Source organism: Salmonella sp. A7 (genome assembly GCF_020181675.1).
GTDB classification, from domain to species: Bacteria; Pseudomonadota; Gammaproteobacteria; order Enterobacterales; family Enterobacteriaceae; genus Salmonella; species Salmonella enterica.
Map to the genome: position 1 here is coordinate 1,249,513 of NZ_CP084001.1, position 22,328 is coordinate 1,271,840.

General features: G+C 53.6%; 22 protein-coding genes. 13 read left to right on the forward strand and 9 right to left on the reverse strand.

Annotated features, from left to right (window positions below; genetic code table 11):
- Positions 1-73: 73 nt before the first annotated feature.
- The 3 genes from cadB to hmpA form a co-directional block, all read right to left on the reverse strand.
- Positions 74-1,405 (reverse strand): cadaverine/lysine antiporter, encoded by a 1,332-nt coding sequence (gene cadB, locus LCS67_RS06035; RefSeq protein ID WP_000100008.1) that lies wholly within the window; start codon positions 1,403-1,405, stop codon positions 74-76.
- A 360-nt stretch (positions 1,406-1,765) separates the two neighbouring features.
- On the reverse strand, positions 1,766-3,313 hold the full coding sequence (gene cadC, locus LCS67_RS06040) for a lysine decarboxylation/transport transcriptional activator CadC (RefSeq protein ID WP_031568451.1): 1,548 nt from the start codon (positions 3,311-3,313) through the stop codon (positions 1,766-1,768).
- Positions 3,314-3,494: 181 nt separating this feature from the next.
- Complete coding sequence (gene hmpA / locus LCS67_RS06045; protein ID WP_000883141.1) at positions 3,495-4,685, reverse strand: NO-inducible flavohemoprotein; 1,191 nt, start codon at positions 4,683-4,685, stop codon at positions 3,495-3,497.
- A 324-nt stretch (positions 4,686-5,009) separates the two neighbouring features.
- Between hmpA and glyA the strand changes: the two genes are divergently transcribed.
- Together glyA and LCS67_RS06055 are read left to right on the forward strand one after the other, a co-directional pair.
- The gene (glyA, locus tag LCS67_RS06050) at positions 5,010-6,263 is read left to right on the forward strand and encodes a serine hydroxymethyltransferase (RefSeq protein ID WP_000919173.1); all 1,254 of its coding nucleotides are present in this window, start codon (positions 5,010-5,012) and stop codon (positions 6,261-6,263) included.
- Positions 6,264-6,458: 195 nt separating this feature from the next.
- Complete coding sequence (locus LCS67_RS06055; protein ID WP_001173729.1) at positions 6,459-7,598, forward strand: 3-phenylpropionate MFS transporter; 1,140 nt, start codon at positions 6,459-6,461, stop codon at positions 7,596-7,598.
- Here LCS67_RS06055 and csiE read toward each other — a convergent pair.
- Positions 7,593-8,870 carry a stationary phase inducible protein CsiE gene (gene csiE / locus LCS67_RS06060; protein WP_000982966.1) on the reverse strand — a complete coding sequence of 426 codons (1,278 nt, stop codon included), beginning with the start codon at positions 8,868-8,870 and terminating at the stop codon, positions 7,593-7,595. The genes LCS67_RS06055 and csiE overlap by 6 nt on opposite strands.
- Before the next feature lie 125 nt (positions 8,871-8,995).
- On the opposite strand from csiE, the gene LCS67_RS06065 reads away from it, so the two are divergent.
- Complete coding sequence (locus LCS67_RS06065) at positions 8,996-9,634, forward strand: DUF1007 family protein (RefSeq protein WP_000843763.1); 639 nt, start codon at positions 8,996-8,998, stop codon at positions 9,632-9,634.
- Positions 9,625-10,611 carry a nickel/cobalt transporter gene (locus LCS67_RS06070; RefSeq protein ID WP_000111031.1) on the forward strand — a complete coding sequence of 329 codons (987 nt, stop codon included), beginning with the start codon at positions 9,625-9,627 and terminating at the stop codon, positions 10,609-10,611. Before LCS67_RS06065 ends, LCS67_RS06070 begins: the two co-directional genes overlap by 10 nt.
- On the opposite strand, the gene asrC is transcribed toward LCS67_RS06070, so the two are convergent.
- The 5 genes from asrC to suhB all read right to left on the reverse strand — a co-directional run bounded on the left by asrC (position 10,612) and on the right by suhB (position 15,510).
- Positions 10,612-11,625, reverse strand: coding sequence for a sulfite reductase subunit C (gene asrC / locus LCS67_RS06075; protein ID WP_000020685.1), 1,014 nt, complete (start codon positions 11,623-11,625; stop codon positions 10,612-10,614).
- Positions 11,626-11,636: 11 nt separating this feature from the next.
- Positions 11,637-12,455, reverse strand: coding sequence for an anaerobic sulfite reductase subunit AsrB (gene asrB, locus LCS67_RS06080; protein WP_000017587.1), 819 nt, complete (start codon positions 12,453-12,455; stop codon positions 11,637-11,639).
- Positions 12,456-12,458: 3 nt separating this feature from the next.
- A complete protein-coding gene (asrA, locus tag LCS67_RS06085) occupies positions 12,459-13,502 on the reverse strand; it encodes an anaerobic sulfite reductase subunit AsrA (protein ID WP_000985214.1) in 1,044 nt (347 codons plus the stop codon).
- 181 nt (positions 13,503-13,683) lie between these two features.
- Positions 13,684-14,562, reverse strand: coding sequence for an alpha/beta hydrolase (locus LCS67_RS06090; RefSeq protein WP_023218659.1), 879 nt, complete (start codon positions 14,560-14,562; stop codon positions 13,684-13,686).
- Positions 14,563-14,706: 144 nt separating this feature from the next.
- Complete coding sequence (gene suhB, locus LCS67_RS06095; protein ID WP_000553467.1) at positions 14,707-15,510, reverse strand: inositol-1-monophosphatase; 804 nt, start codon at positions 15,508-15,510, stop codon at positions 14,707-14,709.
- Positions 15,511-15,628: 118 nt separating this feature from the next.
- Between suhB and trmJ the strand changes: the two genes are divergently transcribed.
- From trmJ to iscX, 9 genes are all read left to right on the forward strand, one after another.
- Positions 15,629-16,360: a tRNA (cytosine(32)/uridine(32)-2'-O)-methyltransferase TrmJ gene (trmJ, locus tag LCS67_RS06100; protein WP_000940032.1), complete on the forward strand. Its 732-nt coding sequence runs from the start codon at positions 15,629-15,631 to the stop codon at positions 16,358-16,360.
- Positions 16,361-16,519: 159 nt separating this feature from the next.
- Positions 16,520-17,014, forward strand: coding sequence for a Fe-S cluster assembly transcriptional regulator IscR (gene iscR / locus LCS67_RS06105; protein WP_001241346.1), 495 nt, complete (start codon positions 16,520-16,522; stop codon positions 17,012-17,014).
- 180 nt (positions 17,015-17,194) lie between these two features.
- Positions 17,195-18,409, forward strand: coding sequence for a cysteine desulfurase (iscS, locus tag LCS67_RS06110; RefSeq protein WP_000775267.1), 1,215 nt, complete (start codon positions 17,195-17,197; stop codon positions 18,407-18,409).
- A gap of 27 nt (positions 18,410-18,436) precedes the next feature.
- On the forward strand, positions 18,437-18,823 hold the full coding sequence (gene iscU, locus LCS67_RS06115; protein ID WP_000331704.1) for a Fe-S cluster assembly scaffold IscU: 387 nt from the start codon (positions 18,437-18,439) through the stop codon (positions 18,821-18,823).
- 28 nt (positions 18,824-18,851) lie between these two features.
- The gene (iscA, locus tag LCS67_RS06120) at positions 18,852-19,175 is read left to right on the forward strand and encodes an iron-sulfur cluster assembly protein IscA (protein ID WP_000028952.1); all 324 of its coding nucleotides are present in this window, start codon (positions 18,852-18,854) and stop codon (positions 19,173-19,175) included.
- Positions 19,176-19,370: 195 nt separating this feature from the next.
- Positions 19,371-19,886, forward strand: coding sequence for a co-chaperone HscB (gene hscB, locus LCS67_RS06125; protein WP_000384398.1), 516 nt, complete (start codon positions 19,371-19,373; stop codon positions 19,884-19,886).
- Between the two features lie 12 nt (positions 19,887-19,898).
- Entirely contained in the window at positions 19,899-21,749 is a 1,851-nt protein-coding gene (hscA, locus tag LCS67_RS06130) for a Fe-S protein assembly chaperone HscA (RefSeq protein WP_031568472.1), read from the forward strand.
- A gap of 1 nt (position 21,750) precedes the next feature.
- Positions 21,751-22,086 carry an ISC system 2Fe-2S type ferredoxin gene (gene fdx / locus LCS67_RS06135; RefSeq protein WP_001124466.1) on the forward strand — a complete coding sequence of 112 codons (336 nt, stop codon included), beginning with the start codon at positions 21,751-21,753 and terminating at the stop codon, positions 22,084-22,086.
- Positions 22,087-22,097: 11 nt separating this feature from the next.
- Positions 22,098-22,298 (forward strand): Fe-S cluster assembly protein IscX, encoded by a 201-nt coding sequence (gene iscX / locus LCS67_RS06140; protein WP_000523623.1) that lies wholly within the window; start codon positions 22,098-22,100, stop codon positions 22,296-22,298.
- The last annotated feature ends 30 nt before the right edge of the window (positions 22,299-22,328 follow it).

The window sequence follows — 22,328 nt, forward strand, 5'->3', positions numbered from 1 at the left end:
CCTGGTAAAGTGGGCCCCTCCCGCTACGCTATAGCAGGTGACGAAAGGGGCTTTGAGAAAAAGGAGTTAGCGGTTAAAGCGCTTCAGCCGTATTGTTGTCGCTGTCGTTGTTCTGGCGCTGGTGCATTTTGCGACCGTAGAACATCAGGATGATCAGACTGACGATAAAGGTGCCGGAGAGTTCGAAGGAGCTGGCGCCCATCAGTGCGATGAAGCAAAATGCGCAGCCCAGTACAGAACAAATCAGGCTTACCGAGTTACGGATGTTGAACCCTTCGAAGCGAATCAGGTCAACACAGGAGTAGAAGTACGGCAGCATGGTAAGCAGTACGGCAATCCCGGTCAGTTCGCCGAACAGGTCGGACGCTTTACCGCCGCTGGAGTTCATGATGGTGATCAGAATCATCAGCGCCGTCATTTTCACAGCAGCCAACAGCAGACCTTTTTTCGGAATACCGTTTTTATCCATTTCACCGTAAATTTTCGGGAAGTTGCCGTCGTTGGCGGCGCGAACCCCAGCCTGGCCGACCAGCATCATCCAGGAGCCCAGAGACGTCAGGCAGGCGAAAGCGGTAAAGGCGGAAACCAGCGGCGCAGCCCAGCCACCCAGAATCGTGGAGGTACTGATAGCGAACGGCGCGCCGGAAGAGGCCATAACGGAAGCTGGGAACATCCCGGCGATAACCTGAGTCGCAGCGATATAGATGATGCCTGCCAGCGCGGTACCCAGCATGGTTGCCAGAGGTACGGTGCGTTTCGGGTTTTTCACCATGCCGGTGCTGACGGCGGCAGACTCAACGCCAACGAACGCCCACAGGCAGAGCAGAATACTTTTAACAATGGCGTGAGAGTCGGTCGTCGTAGACGTGTTCCAGTTCGCGTGATAGGTCGCGATATCGAACCAATGCCAGCCGGCGACTGCGGTCAAGACTACCGGGATCAGCACCAGGAATAGGCCAATCGTTGTTAAGCGGCTGACCCAGGCCCCGCCCAGCATATTAATAAAGGTGAACAGCCAGACGATAGCAATACAGGCAATACCTGCCGGTATTGGATTATTTAATGCCGGGAAGAATGTAGAAAGATAAGAAACAGCGGTAATACCGATGGCTAAGTTACCAATCCAGTTTGCGTGATAATAAAGAACGCCGGTCTGGAAACCAAACGCCGGAGATATTTCCCCAGCATAAGCGATAGGGCCACCCTGTTGAGGGTTTTTGGTTGCCAGCCTCGCATAAACATAAGCCAGCGACATTGCCCCAATAATAGAAATTACCCAGCCCCAGATGGCAATGCCACCAATACTGGCAAGGTTGGCGGGTAATAATGCAATCCCGCTCCCCATCATATTACCGGCAACGACGCCAGTACAGGCAAATAGCCCGATCTTTTTGACAGAACTCATGTTCATTTCTCCTGAGCTGTATTTTTAAGAACCGGGCTTATGCTTCATATATGCTGCGTGCCCGTTCAACTGTCGACAAGATTAACGAATGGGTTGAGATAAGTCCTAAAGAAAAAGTGAAATAAACACAAACATGAAAAAACTGATAGATTGATTTTTTTGAATTAACATATAAATATCATGGAAAATATCATGAAAGGATAAACATTGTTTAATTACAAAGAGTTATATTTACATTTCTTTGCGATGAACATGTTGCCAAAATTAACATAAGCTATTTTTGGCAACATGTTTTTCACAAAATAAAAGCGAAAAATTTAATATCTTTTCGCTTTTATTTGTCATGGTTCAGCGTTAAATTTAATCTTCTGCCAGAAAACTATTCAGATAAGGGACAATTTTCTGAACGGATGTCTGAAATACGCCATTTTCGATCCAGTACAGTGTGTTTTCACCTGGACGTAAATTAAAGGCGGTCAGATAGGCATCAGCGGCCAGACGATTCTCACCTTTCATTTCGTAAACTTTCCCCAACAGGACATAGTTAAACCACGACATTTCAAGCTCGATGCTTTTATTGATTTCCTCATACGCTGCATCGATATCACCTTTGCCTAACAGATCGACGGTCTTGATTTTATAATAAACAGACGTTTTCTCAACGCCCGGAATTTGATCTATTTTTTTAAACTCTTCGTTCAGTGCGGCCACTTGTTCTTTATCAAACGGCTGCTGTGATTGCCGTAATACATCTACCAGCACTTTATATTCATAGGCATAGTTGAAATCAGGCGTTTCCTTAATAATGCCATTCAGAATATCGCTGGCTTTACCTAGCGCCTGCGCATCGCCGCTCAGAATAAGCTGGCGCGCCTCATAAAAACGCATCAGCGCGGTATTTTGCGGCGTTCTGAACAGGGCCAGTTGTTCTCGCATACGATTAGGCCAGGGCTGTGTTAAAACGAAAGACAGACTATTAAACAGATCATCCTGGATGGACAACTGGTTAGTATTGGTGACGAAATAACGCTTATCCAGCATGGTTGAACCATCGGCGTTATCAATGAGCACCACAGACATAAAGCACTGCTGCGCCCGATAGTGGCGCTGATTGACAAACTGAATGGTTAACGTCTTACCGGAGCTGCTTGGCTCATTAACCCGGTAATTGGTTTTATCGTGCACCATAAAGGTCGAGTAGGTGTTCAGCAGGTCGGTGATTAAGCCGCCCAGACCGATGGCGTAGGACTCCTGCGAGACCCAGTTATTACAGGAATTGCCGCCTTCAAAACGAACATCTATATCTCGTGGGTTAAGTAATAACCGCGTTTTTGTTACCGCGGCATTATGATCTACCACCGACATCACGATAAACACCACCAGCGTCGCCAGCGAGAGTAGGAACATTACCCACGTCCAGAAAGCGGCGATACGCGGCTTTTTCGCCTTTTTAGTCGGCGTTTGCAAAGAGGCGGGCGGCACAGGCGTAGCGGCAGTAGCCCCCTCTGCCGGTTCTGCTTTCGTTGCTGCGATCGGCGGCGGCGGCGGCGACGTTGATGAATTATCGATCTCATCGCTATTTTCTTCGCACCAGATAACCGGCGCCGTCAGCTTATAGCCGCGTTTAGGTACGGTAACGATGTATTCAGCATTGCTGTCTCCGCCATCTCTTAATGATTTGCGTAGTTCAGAAATGCTTTGGGTGACAACATGGTTGGTCACGATGGTGCGCATCCAGACATGATCAATAATGTTATCCCGGCTTAACACTTCATCCGGATGATGCGCAAAATACATCAGAAGATCGATCAGCCGTGGTTCAAGAGTAATCTGGCGTCCCTGACGACTGATCTGATTAACAGAAGGTGTAACCAGCCACTCTCCAATGCGTACAACAGGTTGCTGCATAAAAAGATGCCCTAACGAGCTAAGTCAAACGTTAATAATAACACGATTTGCACAGACTTTTTTTATTCCCCTTTTTTGTAAAAGAAAGGCATAAAAAGCAGTGTAATAAGCAGGGGAACGGGGAGGAAAACGGGCGTTCGCCTTAACGATAACGCCCGTTTTTTCAGAGGATTTCTTGCAATTACAGCACTTTATGCGGGCCGAAACATTCGTAATGAATGTTTTCGTTATTCACGCCAAGTGAAACCAGTTGTTTTGCGGCAAACTGCATAAAGCCTACCGGGCCGCAAAGATAGAACTGCATTGCCGGATCGCTGATCGCGGCTTCCAGTTTGCTTAAATCCATCAGCCCTTCGCTGTCGAAGAGGCGTTGGGCGCGATCGGCCTCGGTCGGCTCGCGGTACCAGGTATGGGCAGTGAAACGCGGCAGTGTACGGCCCAGCTCGCTCACTTCGTCGGCAAACGCATGAACGTCGCCGTTCTCCGCCGCGTGGAACCAGTTCACCTGCGCGGTATGCTGTCCTTTCGCCAGCGTATCGAGCATCGCCAACATCGGCGTCTGGCCGACGCCAGCGGAAATCAGCGAAACGGGGGTACCAGCGGCGACATTCATAAAGAAGTCACCTGCCGGCGCAGCCAGATGTACCACATCGCCCACGCTGGCGTGGTGGTGTAACCAGTTTGATACCTGGCCGCCGTCTTCACGCTTCACGGCAATACGGTACCCTTTGCCATCGGGTTTACGGGTCAGTGAATATTGGCGGATCTCCTGATGCGCAAAACCTTCCGGCTTCAGCCAGACACCCAGATACTGCCCGGGACGGTATTCCGCCACCGTACCGCCGTCGACCGGTTCAAACTCAAAGCTGGTGATCAGTGCGCTACGTGGGATTTTCGCAACGATGCGGAAGGGGCGCGTGCCTTCCCAGCCGCCGTCTTTGCTGGCGTTCTCGTGATAAATCTCGGCTTCCCGATGAATAAAGACGTTAGCCAGTACGCCATAGGCTTTGCCCCACGCGTCCAGCACCTCCTGGCCCGGGTTGAACATTTCGTCCAGCGTCGCCAGCAGATGCGTCCCGACGATGTTGTACTGCTCCGGCTTAATCTGGAAGCTGGTGTGCTTCTGCGCGATTTTTTCTACCGCCGGCAGCAACGCCGGTAAATTTTCGATATTGCTGGCGTAGGCCGCGATAGCATTAAACAGGGCTTCGCGCTGATCGCCGTTACGCTGGTTGCTCATATTGAAGATTTCTTTGAGCTCCGGATTATGCGTAAACATACGGTCGTAGAAGTGGGCGGTCAGTTTCGGTCCTGTTTCAACCAGCAGGGGAATGGTGGCCTTTACTGTAGCGATGGTTTGTGCGTCAAGCATACGTGCTTCCTTTATGTGAAAATCTAATGATGTATATCAAATGCATCTTATAAAAATACCCTTGCATTGTAAATGGTTCTTCTCTGCTTTACGTTATGGAGGTAACAACGTGAAAAATCTGCATCACAAAGCTGAAAAGAAATCCGTTGAAATTCGTCAGGCTCTCGTTCAGGAAACCCTTATCTGACGCATAGGTAATCGTTTGCGTAAAAACCTTTGTCAAGACCTGTTATCGAAGAATGATTCGGTTATACTGTTGGCCGAAGTCCCACGGACTGCCTTTTCAGGCACAAATTTTATTGTTAGCTGAGTCAGGAGATGCGGATGTTAAAGCGTGAAATGAACATTGCCGATTATGATGCCGAGTTGTGGCAGGCTATGGAGCAGGAAAAAGTACGTCAGGAAGAGCACATCGAACTGATCGCCTCCGAAAACTACACCAGCCCGCGCGTGATGCAGGCGCAGGGGTCTCAGCTGACCAACAAATACGCTGAAGGTTATCCGGGCAAGCGCTACTACGGCGGTTGCGAATACGTTGATATTGTAGAGCAACTGGCTATCGACCGCGCGAAAGAACTGTTCGGCGCCGACTACGCTAACGTGCAGCCGCACTCCGGTTCTCAGGCTAACTTCGCTGTTTACACCGCGCTGCTGCAGCCGGGCGATACCGTTCTGGGTATGAACCTGGCGCAGGGCGGCCACCTGACTCACGGCTCCCCGGTTAACTTCTCCGGTAAACTGTACAACATCGTACCTTACGGTATCGATGAGTCCGGTAAAATTGACTATGACGAGATGGCGAAGCTGGCCAAAGAGCACAAGCCGAAGATGATTATCGGTGGCTTCTCTGCCTACTCTGGCGTGGTTGACTGGGCAAAAATGCGTGAAATCGCTGACAGCATCGGCGCATACCTGTTTGTCGACATGGCGCACGTGGCGGGCCTGATTGCCGCAGGCGTTTACCCGAACCCGGTTCCCCATGCGCATGTGGTCACCACCACCACCCACAAAACCCTGGCGGGTCCGCGCGGCGGCCTGATCCTGGCGAAGGGCGGCGACGAAGAGCTGTACAAAAAACTGAACTCTGCCGTCTTCCCAAGCGCGCAGGGCGGCCCGCTGATGCACGTGATCGCCGGTAAAGCGGTAGCGCTGAAAGAAGCGATGGAGCCGGAGTTCAAAGTCTACCAGCAGCAGGTGGCGAAAAACGCCAAAGCGATGGTGGAAGTGTTCCTGAACCGCGGCTACAAAGTGGTGTCTGGCGGCACTGAGAACCACCTGTTCCTGCTGGACCTGGTGGATAAAAACCTGACCGGTAAAGAAGCTGACGCCGCGCTGGGCCGTGCTAACATCACCGTGAACAAAAACAGCGTGCCGAACGATCCGAAGAGCCCGTTCGTGACCTCCGGTATCCGTATCGGTTCCCCGGCGGTTACTCGTCGCGGCTTCAAAGAAGCGGAAGTGAAAGAGCTGGCTGGCTGGATGTGCGACGTGCTGGACAACATCAATGATGAAGCCACCATTGAACGCGTGAAAGCGAAAGTACTGGATATCTGCGCCCGCTTCCCGGTTTACGCGTAAGCGCTTATGTTGTGAAAATGGCCCGATGGCGCTGCGTCTGTCGGGCATTACTTATGCGCCATAACGTGACGCCGCCGGAAGTCATTATCCGGCGGCGTTGCCGTTTGAACTTCTCCCTCCGCTTGTTAATCTTATGTTACCCTTGCCAGCGCAACCGTTTACCGCCAGACTATCGCCTCCAAACGGGAGGGAATCATGGCATTGCATTCCACGCGCTGGCTGGCGCTCAGTTATTTCACCTACTTCTTTAGTTACGGTATTTTTCTGCCCTTCTGGAGCGTCTGGCTCAAAGGTCTTGGGCTAACGCCGGAAACCATCGGTCTTCTGCTGGGCGTGGGTCTGGTCGCGCGTTTTCTCGGTAGTCTGCTCATTGCGCCTCGCGTAAGCGATCCTTCGCGGTTGATCTCCGCGCTGCGCGTACTGGCATTGCTGACGCTGGTATTTGCGCTGGCATTTTGGGCAGGAACGCATGTCGCGTGGCTAATGGTGGTGATGGTTGGGTTTAACCTCTTCTTTTCACCACTGGTGCCGCTGACCGATGCGCTGGCCAATACCTGGCAAAAGCAAATTACCCTGGACTATGGTCGGGTGCGGCTGTGGGGGTCCATCGCCTTCGTGATAGGGTCGGCGCTGACCGGTAAGCTGGTGAGTTTATACGATTACCAGGCGATTCTGGCGCTACTGACGCTCGGCGTCGCCTCGATGTTGCTGGGTATGTTGTTACGTCCCAGCGTGCCGCCGCAAGGGGAAAGCCGTCAGCAGGAGAGCGCAGGCTGGCCCGCCTGGCGTACGCTGGTGGCACAAAGTTGGCGTTTTCTCGCCTGCGTCTGTTTGCTGCAAGGGGCGCACGCCGCCTACTATGGTTTTAGCGCCATCTACTGGCAGGGGGCTGGCTATTCAGCATCGGCGGTCGGCTATTTATGGTCGTTGGGCGTGGTGGCGGAAGTGATCATTTTCGCCCTGAGTAAAAAGCTATTCCGCCGGTTTAGCGCCCGCGACTTGCTATTGCTTTCTGCTGTGTGCGGGGTGGTACGCTGGGGGCTGATGGGCTGGAGTACGGCGCTGCCGTGGCTGATTGTGATACAAATCCTGCACTGTGGCACGTTTACCGTTTGCCATCTGGCCGCCATGCGTTATATCGCTGCGCGTCAGGGAAGCGAGGTGATTCGTTTGCAGGCCGTCTATTCCGCTGTGGCGATGGGCGGCAGCATCGCGATTATGACAGTATTTGCCGGTTTTCTGTATCAACATCTGGGCGGCGGCGTATTCTGGATTATGGCGCTGGTGGCATTGCCCGCTATCTTTCTTCGGCCCAAAGTGGTTGCCGCGTCATGATTCCAGGATCTTGCGGATCTGCTGCTGTTGGTGCTCTGTGAGGGCGCGATCCGCATGAATTAACGGCGGTGAGAAGAGCGGTAGCGGCGTGGCGTAAGGGGTAACAATCAGCGCTACGCCGCGCGGGCATCCCTCTTTTTGAAACGCCTGGAGCGATATCCGTCTGATATTCAGCGGCAACAGGGTCAGTTCACGCAGTTGCTGCTCAATATGCGTCTCCAGCGCATCATTTTTATCCGCTAACAATACGATCTGTCTCTCATGCAAATCGTTATCCTGCATCAGCCAGGCGCCGAAAATCACTGCCACCAGCCCCGTCTCTTCCTCGGAAAAGTGGACACCATATTCGGCTTCAAATCCGGCTAGCGCCTCACGTGTGGTACGAACCAGACGCGGATAAAGACGGTTGAACTCTTCCGGAAGCGTATTATCGATGCCAATCGTGAATAAACTTCGGTTCAGCGCCTGGGCGAGATGGACATACAGCTGATCGTTAAGCCCTTGTTCGTCGCTGAAGCGTACGTTCCCTTTTTCTCGAAAGCGCAGCACCAGCCGCGCCACCTCCAGTCGCAGTTGCTGCGCCCGTTGATGCGTGTCGCGAATCGGGTCGGGGAGGCGAATCATTGAAAACAGTAACGCCATAAACAGCGCTTCATTGAGCGGTGCGGCCTGCATCACGTGGCGCTGCCAGTGACGACCAATTTCCTGGGCGAGTGGATATTCCGCGCACGACTGCGCCCAAATCTGCTGTACAGGGTTGAATTCCGGGGTGATGCCAGCATGGTGTTGTAGCAGACAATACTGTAAAAAGAGACGCAGGAACTGCACGTCGCGATGTTCAAATGGTTTTTGCAACCGGCGGGCGCACAGATTGATGAGCGCGTGCAGATTAATATCGTCATACAGCGGACGCGCGATACCGCGCTGCTTTAGCGCGTTTTTTAAGGCCGGGGTAAACTGTTGCGTGACGAAGGTCGGGCATAAACGCAGGCCGCGCCTGAGCCAGTGTAAAAGGCAAAGGCGCTGATCGAGTGCTGTACCTTCGATCCGATAGCAACCGTTCTGGCATGTTGTGATGGCAAGGCGATGATAGCGCTGGATCTCCAGGCTTGTCTCAGTGATATCCTCACGGGCAGTATCATCATCAACGCCATTAAGCGCGCTGAAGATTTCCACCGTGGCAATTGGCTCCGGCTGGAAAAGCGTCAGCAATACCTGACAGCGGCGCTGGGGAGCGGAAAGTACAGATGGTGGGGCAATTGTCGGCATCATCTGTCAGGTCTCCCGTTAGTTTGTCTGGTAAGGATAGCTAAAGTTTGCGTGTGAAAAATGTGATAAGCGTGCTTTTAGGTCAGGAATGCTGAGGAGCGTCACAGAATTTTTATCGCGAGGAACAGATGAAGTCAGTGAAACGCAGCGCCTTAACACTATTTCTTGCCGTTTTATCTTTCGTGGCGGCGGCGCATCCGCACAGCTTCATCCGTCTGCAAACGCAGGTGGTCAGTGAAAATGAGCAATTTGTGGCGTTAAAAATGCGCTGGACAATGGACGCGCTGACATCCGCAGATCTGCTGTATGACGCCGGAAACGCGGCTCCGGGGTCAGAAATATGGAAAAAGTTGGCGGCGGAAGTGATGGCTAACGTACTTGGGCAGCACTACTTTACAGAAGTGTGGCGCAATGGCGCGAAAGTGAAGTTTAAAAACAGGCCGACAGAATACGGTATGACGCGTGACGTGCATCAGGCGGTATTGACCTTTACGCTACCGCTGGCTGAACCGCAGCCGTTAAGCGGACAGACTTATACCTTTTCAACGTTTGATCCCTCTTATTATGTCGATATGCATTATGACCAGGACAGCGATATCACGATGCCGGAACCGCTGCGCGAAAAGTGTCGGATTCAGGTTTATACTCCTGCGCCCGGCGAAGAGACGCTACGTTTCGCCCAGTCGCTGGATAAAGAGGACGCGCCGCCGGAGGATATGGATTTAGGTAAACAGTTTGCCCAAACGGTGACCTTGCAATGTCAGTAATTTTTTCTCAACGCACTCCGGGGTGGCGCTGGCTCTCGCTGTGGCCATTGGCGTTATTCCTGCTGCTGATGCTGGTTGGCGGTCTGTGGATATGGCAGGCCTGGCCGCAGGTGATGTTGAAAAGCGCTCTTTGGCAGCGGGACGTAAATCAGCAGTTGAGCGCGCTGCTTAACGCGGTGTCGACGCATCCTGAGCGGGCGGGCAGATCGTTGCTTCTGCTGAGTTTTATGTATGGCGTGCTTCATGCGCTGGGGCCGGGACACGGCAAAGTGGTGATCGCGACATGGCTGGCGACGCATCCTTCGAAGCTGAAATCGAGTATCGTGTTAACCCTCGCCGCCGCGTTATTACAGGGGTTCGTGGCTATCGGGTTGGTGGTGGGCGTGCTGACCGTATTGCAACTTCCGGCCAGGCAGCTCCATCTGAGCGGCTTCTGGCTGGAAAAGGGGAGCTATGCGTTAGTTGGCGGCCTGGGCATCTTGCTGTGCTGGCGGGCCATAAAAAGGTTACGCGCGCTGCTACGTAAACCTGTCTTTATCGCTTTTACGCCGCGCCATGTTCACCATGAAAAATGCGGCTGCGGACATCAGCATTTACCGACGCAGGAACAATTGCATAGCGGCGATGACTGGCGCGCGCGACTCATGATCGTACTGTCTATGGGGATGCGGCCCTGTTCCGGCGCGATAATGGTGCTGTTATTCAGTAAAGTGATTGGCGTTTTTAGCTGGGGAATGGCGTCGGTACTGGCGATGGCGGCGGGAACCTCGCTAACGATTACCTCGCTGGCGCTGCTGGTACACACTTTTCGTGCTCTGGCGGTGAAGCTCAGTGGAAACAAAGCGCCGGCGTTATGGCGGCAGGTAGGCTGGTCAACGCTGGCGCTGGCCGGAGGGGTCATACTGCTTGTCGCGGCGCTGGTCATGTGGTTTAGCGTGCCGCAGCCTGTGGGCGGGCTGCGGCCATGGCGTGGTTGATTAGTGCCCGGCGGGTTTGAGATGCATCCGCGCGACGGATTCGTCTTCGGCCCAGTAAATGCGTTCGGCGACCATCGCTTCCGGATTGAGCTGAACGCCGCGCAGTACCCGTTCTTTAAAACGCAGGTAGCCGCCTTTGTCGATCAGATGGCCCATATGTAGATAGATCGGTTTTCCGCCGAGCATCTCTTTTTCAAATTCATACAGGTTAACGATCACCTGCTTTATCACATCTTCAGTCACCCAGTTGAGGAAGAGCTTGCCGACGCGCGGCGTCTTTTTACTGGTGCGTCCGCCCAGACGGACTTGCCAGAGCTGATCCGGCTTACGTTGCCAGGCCAGCGTCGGACAGGCCAGCACGCACTCGCCGCAGCCGATACAGGCGGACTCTTCTTTGACCGCTTTGCCGTTCTTCAGCGCCAGGCAGCCTACCGCGTGGTGACTACAGGCCTTCACGCAGGCGCCGCAACCGATACAGCGATCGGCAGTGAAGCGCATTTTCGCCACGCCAATAATCCCCAGATCGGCCATTGACGCCTTCGCGCAATCATTCGGACAGCCGACGATGACCGTTTTGAGATGATAAGGGCTGGGATAGACCAGTTTTTCAAGACGACGGGACAGACCGGTCGTGTCAGTGTTGGCTTTCTGGCAAATGCGGTTCCCCTGACAGGCGACAATATTTCGCCCGCCAATAGCGAGATAGCCCGCTTTGGTATCCTCAACCTGGACGTCGCACAGTTCTATTTCAATCTCGCGAAGAAACGGCTCCAGCGCGGCGTTCACGTTGTCGATATCTTCGTAACGGATACCCGGCATCGCCAGCTTCTGGCGGGTAGTGAGGTGAATTTGTCCGTTGCCCCAGGTTTCGGCGATGTCACGCGCCACCGTTAGCAAATGCGCGGGCAAAATACCGCCGGGAATGCGGACGCTGATCATGGCTTCGCCGCGCACTTTTGACAGGCGATATTCGTTTTTCGCACGGGCTTTAATGATATCAATATCAATGCTCATGATGTTCTCCTTTAATCGGCAAAACGTTGCGCGACGGCGTAGTTAAATATCGGGCCGTCGGTGCAGACATACACTTCGCCCATACGGCAGTGGCCGCACTTCCCGACGGAGCAGGCCATCCGGCGTTCGTAGTCCACCCAAATTTGCTCCGGCTTGAGCCCTTTTTGCAGCAGCATTTTTACGGTAAAGGTAATCATTATTGGCGGCCCAACGACGATGGCCTGCATGGTGTCGATATCGCTAAGCGTCATGTCGGCAAGCCGATCGGTCACCCGACCAATCTGGTAACGGTCATCAGCCTCGCCTTCATCCAGCGTGAGCACCAGATTATGTTTGCCGCGCCACGTCGCCATTTCTTCTTTGTACAGCACGCAATCGCGATTTTTATAGCCGAGAATCATATCCAGTTGACCAATTTCCTGGGGATTCTCAACGAAATAGCGCATTAAGCCTTTCACCGGCGCGACGCCCGTGCCGCCTGCGACAACCAGTAAGGGTTTATGGCGCAGCGTATCGACCGGATAGCCATTGCCATAGCAGCCGCGTAGCCACACGTTGTCGCCTTCTTTCAGCGTAAAGAGGGCGCTGGTCACTTTTCCGACATTACGAATCAGCAGATCTATCCAGCCGTCGCCATAGTCGGAAACGGAGATGGGCGCTTCGCCGACGCGCGGCAGCGACACCTCAACAAATTGCCCCCAGTGCGCGGGAAAATCGACGGCCACGCGGAAATTCCACTCCAGCGGCGTGTGGCGAGTAATACTGAGGATGCGGTACGCCGCAGGCAGCAAACTGTGCTGCGGTTTATCATGACAGGAACAATGTGACATGCGTTATGCCTCCTCTGCCAGCGCCTGCCGAACGGCAGCGGTCATTTTGTTGATAATCAAAGAAAATTTGATGTATTGCGGGCAGCGATCGTCGCAGCGGCCGCAGCCGACGCACATATGTTCAATGCCGTTGCGCGCTTTGTAGTCATTGACCTTATGCAGGGCGCGGTAGCGCAGACGCTCGCCGGGTTTTTCGCGAAAACCATGACCGCCGGCCATGTCGCTAAAGCCCGGCACCATGCAGCTTGCCCACTGGCGGCGGCGTTCGCCGCGCTGCGGATTTTCATCATAGGCGACGTCAAAGACGCTATAGCAGGTACAGGTTGGGCACCCGGTAGTGCAGCGACCACAACTGATGCAGCGGCTGTCGTAGGCGTCCCATAGCGGATGGCGGGTGAGAATATCGCGAATTTTTTGCGGATCGCGGCAAACGCTGTCCGGCGTGACGACGGTTTCCCGGTTTTCGCTGACGAAAGAGGGGGTATAGTCAGCCTCCTGCCCCAGCCCTTGTATCGCCGCCTCGATAAAGGGATCGCGGATGCTGACAAGCGCGCCTTCATCGCTAAAACGCATAGCGGCGCTATAACAGTCAGTTTTATTAGTACCCATTGAGACGCAGAAACAATTTTCGAAGCTTTCTTCACACTCAATAAGGACGAAACGAATATGCTCCCGTAGCAGTTGATAACTGTAATCGGAATTATTCCCATTTGATAAATACATATAATCCAGCCGCGACATGGCGTTAATGTCGCAGGCGCGGGCAAAGACGATTATCGGGGAGGTGTCTGTCTCGGCAATTTGAATGGTGTCTTTATCGAAATAAAAGAGCGTTTCGGTGATAGGGGCAATAATGGTATTCGGCGACATGTGCGATTTCTCGTGCCAGATGAGATCGCGCCAGCCGCTAATTCGTTGATAAATAATGTTGTCAGTGTCGGAAAAACGTCCGCCGCGAAACTCTGCGGACGGGGCAAACACGCGCCATTTTTTGTTTAATCGCTGGATAAGCAGACTAAACTCGTCAGGCGTAATTTTGATAGCCATCACATACTCCACAGTAATATTCAGGAAAAACAAATGAAAATAAATTGTTATAAAAATCAGTTGAATATTACTGTTACGCTAGCGCTAATCCACCGCCTTCGCTAACGGGAAAAAATGGTTTTTACTATCGGTATAATAAATATATTCTTAATCATAAAATATGCATATATACAGCGTCGCGCTATTTAGCGGATAGCGCGGTCTGAATAAAATTAATCATTGCATCGCGGTAAAGGTTTTCATAACGCCCGGAAAAAGCATCAATGTGATCGCCGCCAGGAATGAAGATTTTTTGTTTGGGCTCCCGGGCGAGGGCATACAATTTCTCACTGTCCTGCCAGGGAATAACATGGTCTGCCGTGCCATGAAGAATCAATACCGGAATGGGGCTGACGCTGGCGATATTGCGATCCGCGCTATAGCGGTCATCAAGCAAATAGCCGCTGCCCGGGATCATCTGGTTGGCGATGGAGGAATAGGATAAAAACGTTGAGTCGAGGATAATCGCACGTATGCCCGCCTGGTCGGCGTAGCGCATATTTGCGCAACCTACGCAGTGGCCTACGGCGGCCAGTACATTATTGCCGCCCAGGCTCTGTCCCAGCAGTACCAGGCGCTCGGGGTTAACGTCGGCGCGATGCCGCACATAATCTATCGCGCTTTTCGTATCGTCCAGTAGCCCCTCTTGTGATGGGGTACCCTCAGATTCGCCAAAACCACGGTAATCAAACATAAACAGGTTTACGTTGCGTTCTGGCAGCCAACTGACTAACGGCCAGTGCGCCGACATATTTCCGGCGTTGCCATGGACATGAATCACCGTCGCGACGGCGTTTTCCGGCCTGCCGAAAGCAGTGGGAATAAACCAGCCGTGCAGATGCGTGCCATCTTTGGCGGTAAAGGTAATGGATTCAGCTTCGGCAGGGGTTGGTCCATAGACTTTATTGTCCGGGTAATAAAAGGCATTGATCGCTACGCGGGGTAGCAGGTAAATACAGACCACAATGATAAACAGAATAAAAAGGGATTTGACGATGCGTCGGGTATGTTGAAGGGTCATGTTCGCTTCCTTGCCGCTTTATGCCAATAGCGGAACAGGGAGCGATCGTACAAAAACATGCAGGCAAGTAAAGCGATGAGGCTGTGTTTAGGAAAAACGCCTGAAAAGGCACGGCGGATGAGTGGCCCCATCCGCCGAAGAGACTTAGCGCTTCAGCGCATCGCTCAGTTCGTCGCGCATATTCGCCAGCATGGCTTTAACGACGCGCGGATTCCCCGCCACGATATTACCGGTCATCATGTAGTTATGACCGCCGGTGAAATCGCTGACGATACCGCCCGCTTCACGAACCAGCAGTTCGCCCGCGGCGAAATCCCACGGACGAAGGCCAATTTCAAAGAAACCATCGACACGACCTGCAGCCACATAGGCCAGATCCAGCGCGGCGGAACCGGTGCGGCGGAAATCGGCGCATTCGGTGAACAGCTTGCCGATAATATTAATGTAGGTGGTCGCGTATTGTTTGGCTTTGAACGGGAAGCCGGTAGCGAGGATAGTGCCGTCCAGATCGCGAGCGGTACTGCCGCGCAGACGGTAGCCGTTCAGCTGCGCGCCCTGACCGCGGGTGGCGGTGAACAGTTCGTTACGCATCGGATCGTACACGACAGCCACTTCAGTACGGCCTTTAATGCGTACAGCAATGGAAACAGCGAAGTGTGGCAGACGTTTGATGAAGTTGGTGGTGCCATCCAGCGGATCGATAACCCATTGAACATCCTGATCTGTGCCAACGTGCTCACCGCTTTCTTCGGTGATAATAGTGTGTTGCGGGTAAGATTTGCGAATGGTGTCGATAATTACCGCTTCAGCGGCTTTATCTACATTGGTCACAAAATCGTTACTGCCTTTTTGGCTCGCTTCTACAGCGTCCGGAGTTTCATAGTTTTTGGCAATTACATTACCCGCCTTGCGCGCTGCGCGCACGGCGATGGTCAGCATCGGATGCATCGGTCTCTCTCACTGGATGTTAAAGAACGGGAAAACGGCGCAGAGTATAGCAGCGAGATCGGAATCTGTCTTGGTTTTATGGTAAGATGTCAGAATAATCTTTAGCTGAAGAAAGACAATGCTGCAAAACATTCGAATTGTGCTGGTGGAAACCTCTCACACCGGCAATATGGGCTCTGTGGCTCGCGCTATGAAAACCATGGGCTTAACTAACCTGTGGCTGGTAAACCCGCTGGTGAAACCGGACTCCCAGGCCATCGCCCTGGCGGCAGGTGCCAGCGATGTGATCGGTAATGCGCAGATCGTCGATACGCTGGATGAAGCGTTAGCTGGCTGTAGCCTGGTGGTCGGCACCAGCGCCCGTTCCCGCACTCTGCCGTGGCCGATGCTTGATCCGCGCGAGTGCGGCTTAAAAAGCGTGGCGGAAGCAGCAAATACGCCGGTTGCGCTGGTTTTTGGTCGTGAGCGTGTCGGGCTGACTAACGATGAGTTGCAAAAATGCCATTATCACGTCGCGATTGCCGCTAACCCGGAGTACAGCTCGTTGAATCTGGCGATGGCGGTACAGGTCATCGCGTATGAAGTCCGCATGGCCTGGCTGGCGACGCAGGAAAACGGCGACGCGGCAGATCATGAAGAGACGCCGTATCCGCTGGTGGACGATCTTGAACGTTTCTACGGCCATCTGGAGCAGACGTTGCTCTCCACTGGCTTTATTCGCGAAAACCATCCGGGGCAGGTGATGAATAAATTGCGCCGTCTGTTTACCCGCGCCCGCCCGGAAAGCCAGGAGTTGAATATTCTGCGTGGGATTCTGGCGTCTATTGAGCAGCAGAATAAAGGCAAGTAACCGCGTTAATACCGCACGGAACGCTAAATACCTGACTAATTTACTCAAGTAAATAGTTGACCAAATTACTCGGGAATGTCAGACTTGTCCCTGCTATGCAATACCCCCATTTTACAATAAAAAACCCCGGGCAGGGGCGAGTTTGAGGTTAAGTAAGACATGAGACTGACATCTAAAGGGCGTTATGCCGTGACCGCAATGTTAGACGTTGCGCTCAACTCCGAAGCGGGCCCGGTACCGTTGGCTGATATTTCTGAACGTCAGGGGATTTCCCTTTCTTATCTGGAACAGCTATTTTCCCGTTTACGTAAAAACGGTCTGGTTTCCAGCGTACGCGGGCCGGGCGGCGGTTATCTGCTGGGTAAAGATGCTGGCAGTATCGCGGTCGGCGAAGTGATCAGCGCGGTTGATGAATCCGTTGACGCGACCCGTTGCCAGGGCAAAGGCGGCTGCCAGGGCGGCGATAAATGCCTGACCCATGCGCTGTGGCGTGATTTAAGCGATCGTCTGACCGGTTTTCTCAACAATATTACTTTAGGCGAGCTGGTGAATAACCAGGAAGTTCTGGATGTGTCTGGTCGCCAGCACACGCATGACGCGCCGCGCGCCAGCGGTCGTGCGCAGGACGCTATCGACGTTAAATTACGCGCTTAATTAAAATATTACGCCATCTCTTCTGGCGGCCTCATGCGGTGAATGCCGCGGTCGTCTGAAGGATGAAGCGTAAAAAAGAATTCAGAATCAGGCCGGGACGCGGACGTCCCGTCAACACGGTCGTACATCCAGCCGGTTGCCTGATTCCTTGCATTGAGTGATGTACGGAGTTTAAGAGCAATGAAATTACCGATTTATCTCGACTACTCCGCAACCACGCCGGTGGACCCGCGTGTTGCCGAGAAAATGATGCAGTTTCTGACCCTGGACGGAACCTTTGGGAACCCGGCGTCTCGTTCACACCGTTTCGGCTGGCAGGCTGAAGAGGCGGTAGATATCGCCCGTAACCAGATTGCTGAACTGGTCGGCGCTGACCCGCGTGAAATCGTCTTTACCTCAGGGGCGACGGAGTCTGATAACCTGGCGATCAAAGGCGCTGCCAACTTTTATCAGAAAAAAGGCAAGCACATCATCACCAGCAAGACCGAGCACAAAGCGGTGCTGGACACCTGCCGTCAGCTTGAGCGCGAGGGGTTTGAAGTGACCTACCTGGCGCCGCAGCGCAACGGCATCATCGATCTCAACGAGCTCGAAGCAGCGATGCGTGACGACACCATTCTGGTTTCCATCATGCACGTGAACAACGAAATCGGCGTGGTGCAGGATATCGCGACCATCGGCGAAATGTGCCGCGTGCGCGGTATCATCTACCACGTTGACGCCACCCAGAGCGTGGGCAAACTGCCTATCGACCTGAGCCAACTGAAAGTGGATCTGATGTCCTTCTCCGGTCATAAAATTTATGGTCCGAAAGGCATTGGCGCGCTGTATGTGCGTCGTAAGCCGCGTATTCGCATTGAAGCGCAGATGCATGGCGGCGGGCACGAGCGCGGTATGCGCTCTGGTACTCTGCCTGTTCACCAGATCGTCGGCATGGGCGAAGCTTACCGTATCGCGAAAGAAGAGATGGAGACCGAAATGGCCCGTCTGCGCGGTCTGCGTAACCGTCTTTGGAACGGCATCAAAGATATTGAAGAAGTTTACCTGAACGGCGACCTTGAGCAGGGCGCGCCAAACATTCTCAACGTGAGCTTTAACTACGTTGAAGGCGAGTCGCTGATCATGGCGCTGAAAGACCTGGCGGTCTCTTCCGGTTCCGCCTGCACCTCCGCCAGTCTGGAACCGTCCTACGTGCTGCGCGCGTTGGGCATGAATGACGAGCTGGCGCATAGCTCTATCCGTTTCTCTTTAGGTCGTTTTACCACTGAAGAAGAGATCGACTACACCATTGATCTGGTTCGTAAATCCATTGGCCGTCTGCGTGACCTTTCTCCACTGTGGGAAATGTACAAGCAGGGTGTGGATCTGAACAGCATCGAATGGGCACATCATTAATCGGTATCGGAATCAGGAGAATTTATAATGGCTTACAGCGAAAAAGTAATCGATCACTATGAGAACCCGCGTAACGTAGGGTCGTTTGACAACAACGACGATAACGTGGGAAGCGGCATGGTTGGCGCTCCGGCCTGCGGCGACGTCATGAAGTTGCAGATTAAAGTTAACGATGAAGGTATCATTGAAGACGCGCGCTTCAAGACTTACGGCTGCGGTTCCGCTATCGCTTCCAGTTCTCTGGTAACGGAGTGGGTGAAAGGGAAATCCCTGGACGAAGCGCAGGCGATTAAAAACACCGACATTGCAGACGAACTGGAACTGCCGCCGGTGAAAATTCACTGCTCTATTCTGGCGGAAGACGCGATTAAAGCCGCTATTGCGGATTACAAAAGCAAACGCGAAGCGAAATAAAATAGAACGTTAACATTGAGGTTTTGTTATGTCGATTACACTTAGCGACAGTGCAGCAGCGCGAGTTAATACCTTCCTGGCCAACCGTGGTAAAGGGTTTGGTCTGCGTCTGGGCGTGAGAACCTCCGGCTGCTCAGGTATGGCTTATGTACTGGAATTTGTTGACGAGCCAACGGCGGAAGACACCGTGTTTGAAGACAAAGGCGTTAAGGTAGTGGTTGACGGCAAGAGCCTGCAATTTCTGGACGGTACACAGCTGGACTTCGTAAAAGAAGGTCTGAACGAAGGGTTTAAATTCTCCAACCCGAATGTGAAAGATGAGTGTGGTTGCGGCGAAAGCTTCCACGTGTAACCGTGTTCCGCTGTTATACCGAGCATTCGTGCTGCAGAAAAGCGGCAAGCGAGTGAATCCCCAGGCGCTTATTTGAGTCAGTGTCTGGGGGAACCCGCGCAGACAACGCATCTGCGGCGCGAAGTAAGAAGGTATAACCCCACCGTGGTCGCCTGCGTGTGGGGTTTGTTCTGACAGGCTATCCCTGAGAATGTTATGGATTACTTCACCCTCTTTGGCTTACCAGCCCGTTATCAGATTGACACCCAGGCGCTGAGCCTTCGTTTTCAGGATCTGCAACGCCAGTATCACCCTGACAAATTTGCCAACGGCACTCAGGCGCAGCAGCTTGCCGCCGTCCAGCAATCCGCCACGATCAACCAGGCCTGGCAAACGCTGCGTCACCCTTTGACGCGCGCGGAGTATCTGCTTTCCTTACACGGGTTCGATCTGGCCAGCGAGCAACATACGGTACGCGACACCGCGTTTCTGATGGAACAACTCACGCTTCGCGAAGAGCTGGACGATATCGAACAATCAAAAGACGACGTGCGGCTGGAAAGCTTCATCAAACGCGTACAAAAGATGTTTGATGCTCGTCTTCAGCAAATGGTGGAACAGTTGGACAACGCCGCGTGGGACGCGGCGGCGGATACGGTGCGCAAACTGCGGTTTCTCGATAAACTGCGAAGCAGCGCAGAACAACTCGAAGAAAAGCTGCTCGATTTTTAACTGGAATCTAACATGGCCTTATTACAAATTAGTGAGCCTGGTCTGAGCGCCGCGCCGCATCAGCGTCGTCTGGCGGCGGGCATCGACTTAGGCACTACCAACTCTCTGGTTGCGACGGTTCGCAGCGGCCAGGCGGAAACTCTGCCTGACCACGAAGGGCGCCACCTGTTGCCTTCAGTGGTTCACTATCAGCAGCAGGGCCATACGGTCGGTTACGCTGCGCGTGACAATGCCGCGCAGGATACGGCCAACACTATCAGCTCTGTGAAACGCATGATGGGACGCTCGCTGGCGGATATCCAGGCGCGCTATCAGCATCTGCCTTACCGGTTTAAGGCAAGCGTTAATGGGCTGCCGATGATTGACACGGCGGCTGGATTGCTCAATCCGGTACGCGTATCGGCTGATATTCTCAAAGCGCTGGCCGCGCGGGCTAGCGAATCGCTCTCCGGCGAGCTGGATGGCGTGGTGATTACCGTTCCCGCCTATTTCGATGATGCCCAACGTCAGGGGACGAAAGACGCCGCGCGGCTGGCGGGCCTGCATGTACTGCGCCTGCTCAACGAACCGACGGCGGCGGCGATTGCCTACGGTCTGGACTCAGGCAAAGAAGGCGTTATTGCTGTTTACGATCTCGGCGGCGGTACCTTCGATATCTCTATTTTACGCCTGAGCCGCGGGGTGTTTGAAGTGCTGGCGACGGGCGGTGATTCTGCGCTCGGCGGCGACGACTTTGACCATCTGCTGGCGGACTATATTCGTGAGCAGGCGGGAATTGCCGATCGTAGCGACAATCGCGTTCAGCGCGAACTGCTGGATGCCGCGATTGCGGCGAAAATCGCCTTAAGCGATGCCGATACCGTTCGCGTTAACGTTGCGGGCTGGCAGGGGGAGATCACTCGCGAGCAGTTTAACGATCTCATTTCCGCGCTGGTTAAGCGCACGCTATTGGCCTGCCGTCGCGCATTGAAAGATGCCGGCGTTGAGCCCCAGGACGTTCTGGAAGTGGTCATGGTCGGCGGTTCGACCCGTGTACCGCTGGTTCGTGAGCGGGTGGGCGAATTTTTTGGCCGCACGCCGTTAACCGCTATCGACCCGGATAAAGTGGTCGCTATCGGCGCAGCGATTCAGGCCGATATTCTGGTCGGCAACAAGCCGGACAGCGAAATGCTGCTGCTGGACGTGATTCCACTCTCTCTTGGGCTGGAAACGATGGGCGGCCTGGTGGAAAAAGTCATTCCGCGCAACACCACTATCCCGGTGGCGCGCGCGCAGGATTTCACCACCTTCAAAGACGGTCAGACCGCGATGTCTATCCATGTGATGCAGGGCGAACGCGAACTGGTGCAGGACTGCCGTTCGCTGGCGCGCTTTGCGCTGCGCGGGATTCCGCCGCTGCCGGCGGGCGGGGCGCATATTCGCGTGACCTTCCAGGTAGACGCCGATGGCCTGTTGAGCGTCACCGCAATGGAAAAATCCACCGGCGTCGAGGCCTCCATTCAGGTCAAACCTTCCTATGGCCTGACCGATAGCGAAATCGCCTCGATGATCAAGGATTCCATGAGTTTTGCCGAGCAGGACGTGAAAGCGCGTATGCTGGCGGAGCAAAAAGTCGAAGCCGCGCGCGTGCTGGAAAGTTTGACCGGCGCGCTAACTGCCGACGCCGCGCTGCTAAGCGCCGCAGAACGTCAATGCATTGATGATGCCGCCGCACATTTAAGCGCGGTCGCACAAGGCGATGATGTTGACGCCATAGAACAAGCCATTAAAAACGTAGATAAACAAACCCAGGAATTTGCCGCTCGCCGCATGGACCAGTCGGTTCGTCGCGCGTTGAAAGGCCATTCCGTAGACGAGGTTTAACATGCCGAAGATTGTTATTCTGCCTCATCAGGATCTTTGTCCGGATGGCGCAGTTCTGGAAGCTGAGACCGGTGAAACCATTCTTGACGTTGCGCTGCGCAACGGCATCGAGATTGAACACGCCTGTGAGAAATCGTGCGCCTGCACCACCTGTCACTGTATTGTACGTGAAGGCTTCGACTCCTTGCCGGAAAGTTCGGAAGAAGAAGACGATATGCTGGATAAAGCGTGGGGGCTGGAGCCGGAAAGTCGACTGAGCTGCCAGGCCCGCGTTACCGACGACGATCTGGTTATCGAAATTCCACGTTACACAATCAACCATGCGCGTGAGCATTAACAGAGGGTAGTATGGGACTCAAGTGGACCGATAGCCGCGAGATCGGCGAAGCGTTATACGACGCATATCCTGATGTCGATCCTAAAACCGTTCGTTTCACCGATCTGCATCAGTGGATCTGCGAAATGGACGATTTTGACGACGACCCTAACGCATCCAATGAAAAAATTCTGGAGGCGATTCTGCTAGTCTGGTTGGATGAAGCAGAGTAAGTCAAATAACGGGCTGCCCTACGGCGGCCC

Excerpts from the sequence above, each read along its gene's own strand:
- suhB (WP_000553467.1), bottom strand. The coding sequence starts at position 15,510 with ATGCATCCGATGCTGACCATCGCCGTGCGCGCAGCGCGCAAGGCGGGT.
- iscX (WP_000523623.1), top strand. The coding sequence starts at position 22,098 with ATGGGACTCAAGTGGACCGATAGCCGCGAGATCGGCGAAGCGTTATAC.
- asrB (WP_000017587.1), bottom strand. The coding sequence starts at position 12,455 with ATGTCACATTGTTCCTGTCATGATAAACCGCAGCACAGTTTGCTGCCT.
- hscB (WP_000384398.1), top strand. The coding sequence starts at position 19,371 with ATGGATTACTTCACCCTCTTTGGCTTACCAGCCCGTTATCAGATTGAC.
- asrA (WP_000985214.1), bottom strand. The coding sequence starts at position 13,502 with ATGGCTATCAAAATTACGCCTGACGAGTTTAGTCTGCTTATCCAGCGA.
- LCS67_RS06070 (WP_000111031.1), top strand. The coding sequence starts at position 9,625 with ATGTCAGTAATTTTTTCTCAACGCACTCCGGGGTGGCGCTGGCTCTCG.
- csiE (WP_000982966.1), bottom strand. The coding sequence starts at position 8,870 with ATGATGCCGACAATTGCCCCACCATCTGTACTTTCCGCTCCCCAGCGC.
- asrC (WP_000020685.1), bottom strand. The coding sequence starts at position 11,625 with ATGAGCATTGATATTGATATCATTAAAGCCCGTGCGAAAAACGAATAT.
- iscR (WP_001241346.1), top strand. The coding sequence starts at position 16,520 with ATGAGACTGACATCTAAAGGGCGTTATGCCGTGACCGCAATGTTAGAC.
- hmpA (WP_000883141.1), bottom strand. The coding sequence starts at position 4,685 with ATGCTTGACGCACAAACCATCGCTACAGTAAAGGCCACCATTCCCCTG.
- cadC (WP_031568451.1), bottom strand. The coding sequence starts at position 3,313 with ATGCAGCAACCTGTTGTACGCATTGGAGAGTGGCTGGTTACACCTTCT.
- hscA (WP_031568472.1), top strand. The coding sequence starts at position 19,899 with ATGGCCTTATTACAAATTAGTGAGCCTGGTCTGAGCGCCGCGCCGCAT.
- iscU (WP_000331704.1), top strand. The coding sequence starts at position 18,437 with ATGGCTTACAGCGAAAAAGTAATCGATCACTATGAGAACCCGCGTAAC.
- LCS67_RS06090 (WP_023218659.1), bottom strand. The coding sequence starts at position 14,562 with ATGACCCTTCAACATACCCGACGCATCGTCAAATCCCTTTTTATTCTG.
- trmJ (WP_000940032.1), top strand. The coding sequence starts at position 15,629 with ATGCTGCAAAACATTCGAATTGTGCTGGTGGAAACCTCTCACACCGGC.
- LCS67_RS06065 (WP_000843763.1), top strand. The coding sequence starts at position 8,996 with ATGAAGTCAGTGAAACGCAGCGCCTTAACACTATTTCTTGCCGTTTTA.
- fdx (WP_001124466.1), top strand. The coding sequence starts at position 21,751 with ATGCCGAAGATTGTTATTCTGCCTCATCAGGATCTTTGTCCGGATGGC.
- iscA (WP_000028952.1), top strand. The coding sequence starts at position 18,852 with ATGTCGATTACACTTAGCGACAGTGCAGCAGCGCGAGTTAATACCTTC.
- glyA (WP_000919173.1), top strand. The coding sequence starts at position 5,010 with ATGTTAAAGCGTGAAATGAACATTGCCGATTATGATGCCGAGTTGTGG.
- LCS67_RS06055 (WP_001173729.1), top strand. The coding sequence starts at position 6,459 with ATGGCATTGCATTCCACGCGCTGGCTGGCGCTCAGTTATTTCACCTAC.
- cadB (WP_000100008.1), bottom strand. The coding sequence starts at position 1,405 with ATGAGTTCTGTCAAAAAGATCGGGCTATTTGCCTGTACTGGCGTCGTT.
- iscS (WP_000775267.1), top strand. The coding sequence starts at position 17,195 with ATGAAATTACCGATTTATCTCGACTACTCCGCAACCACGCCGGTGGAC.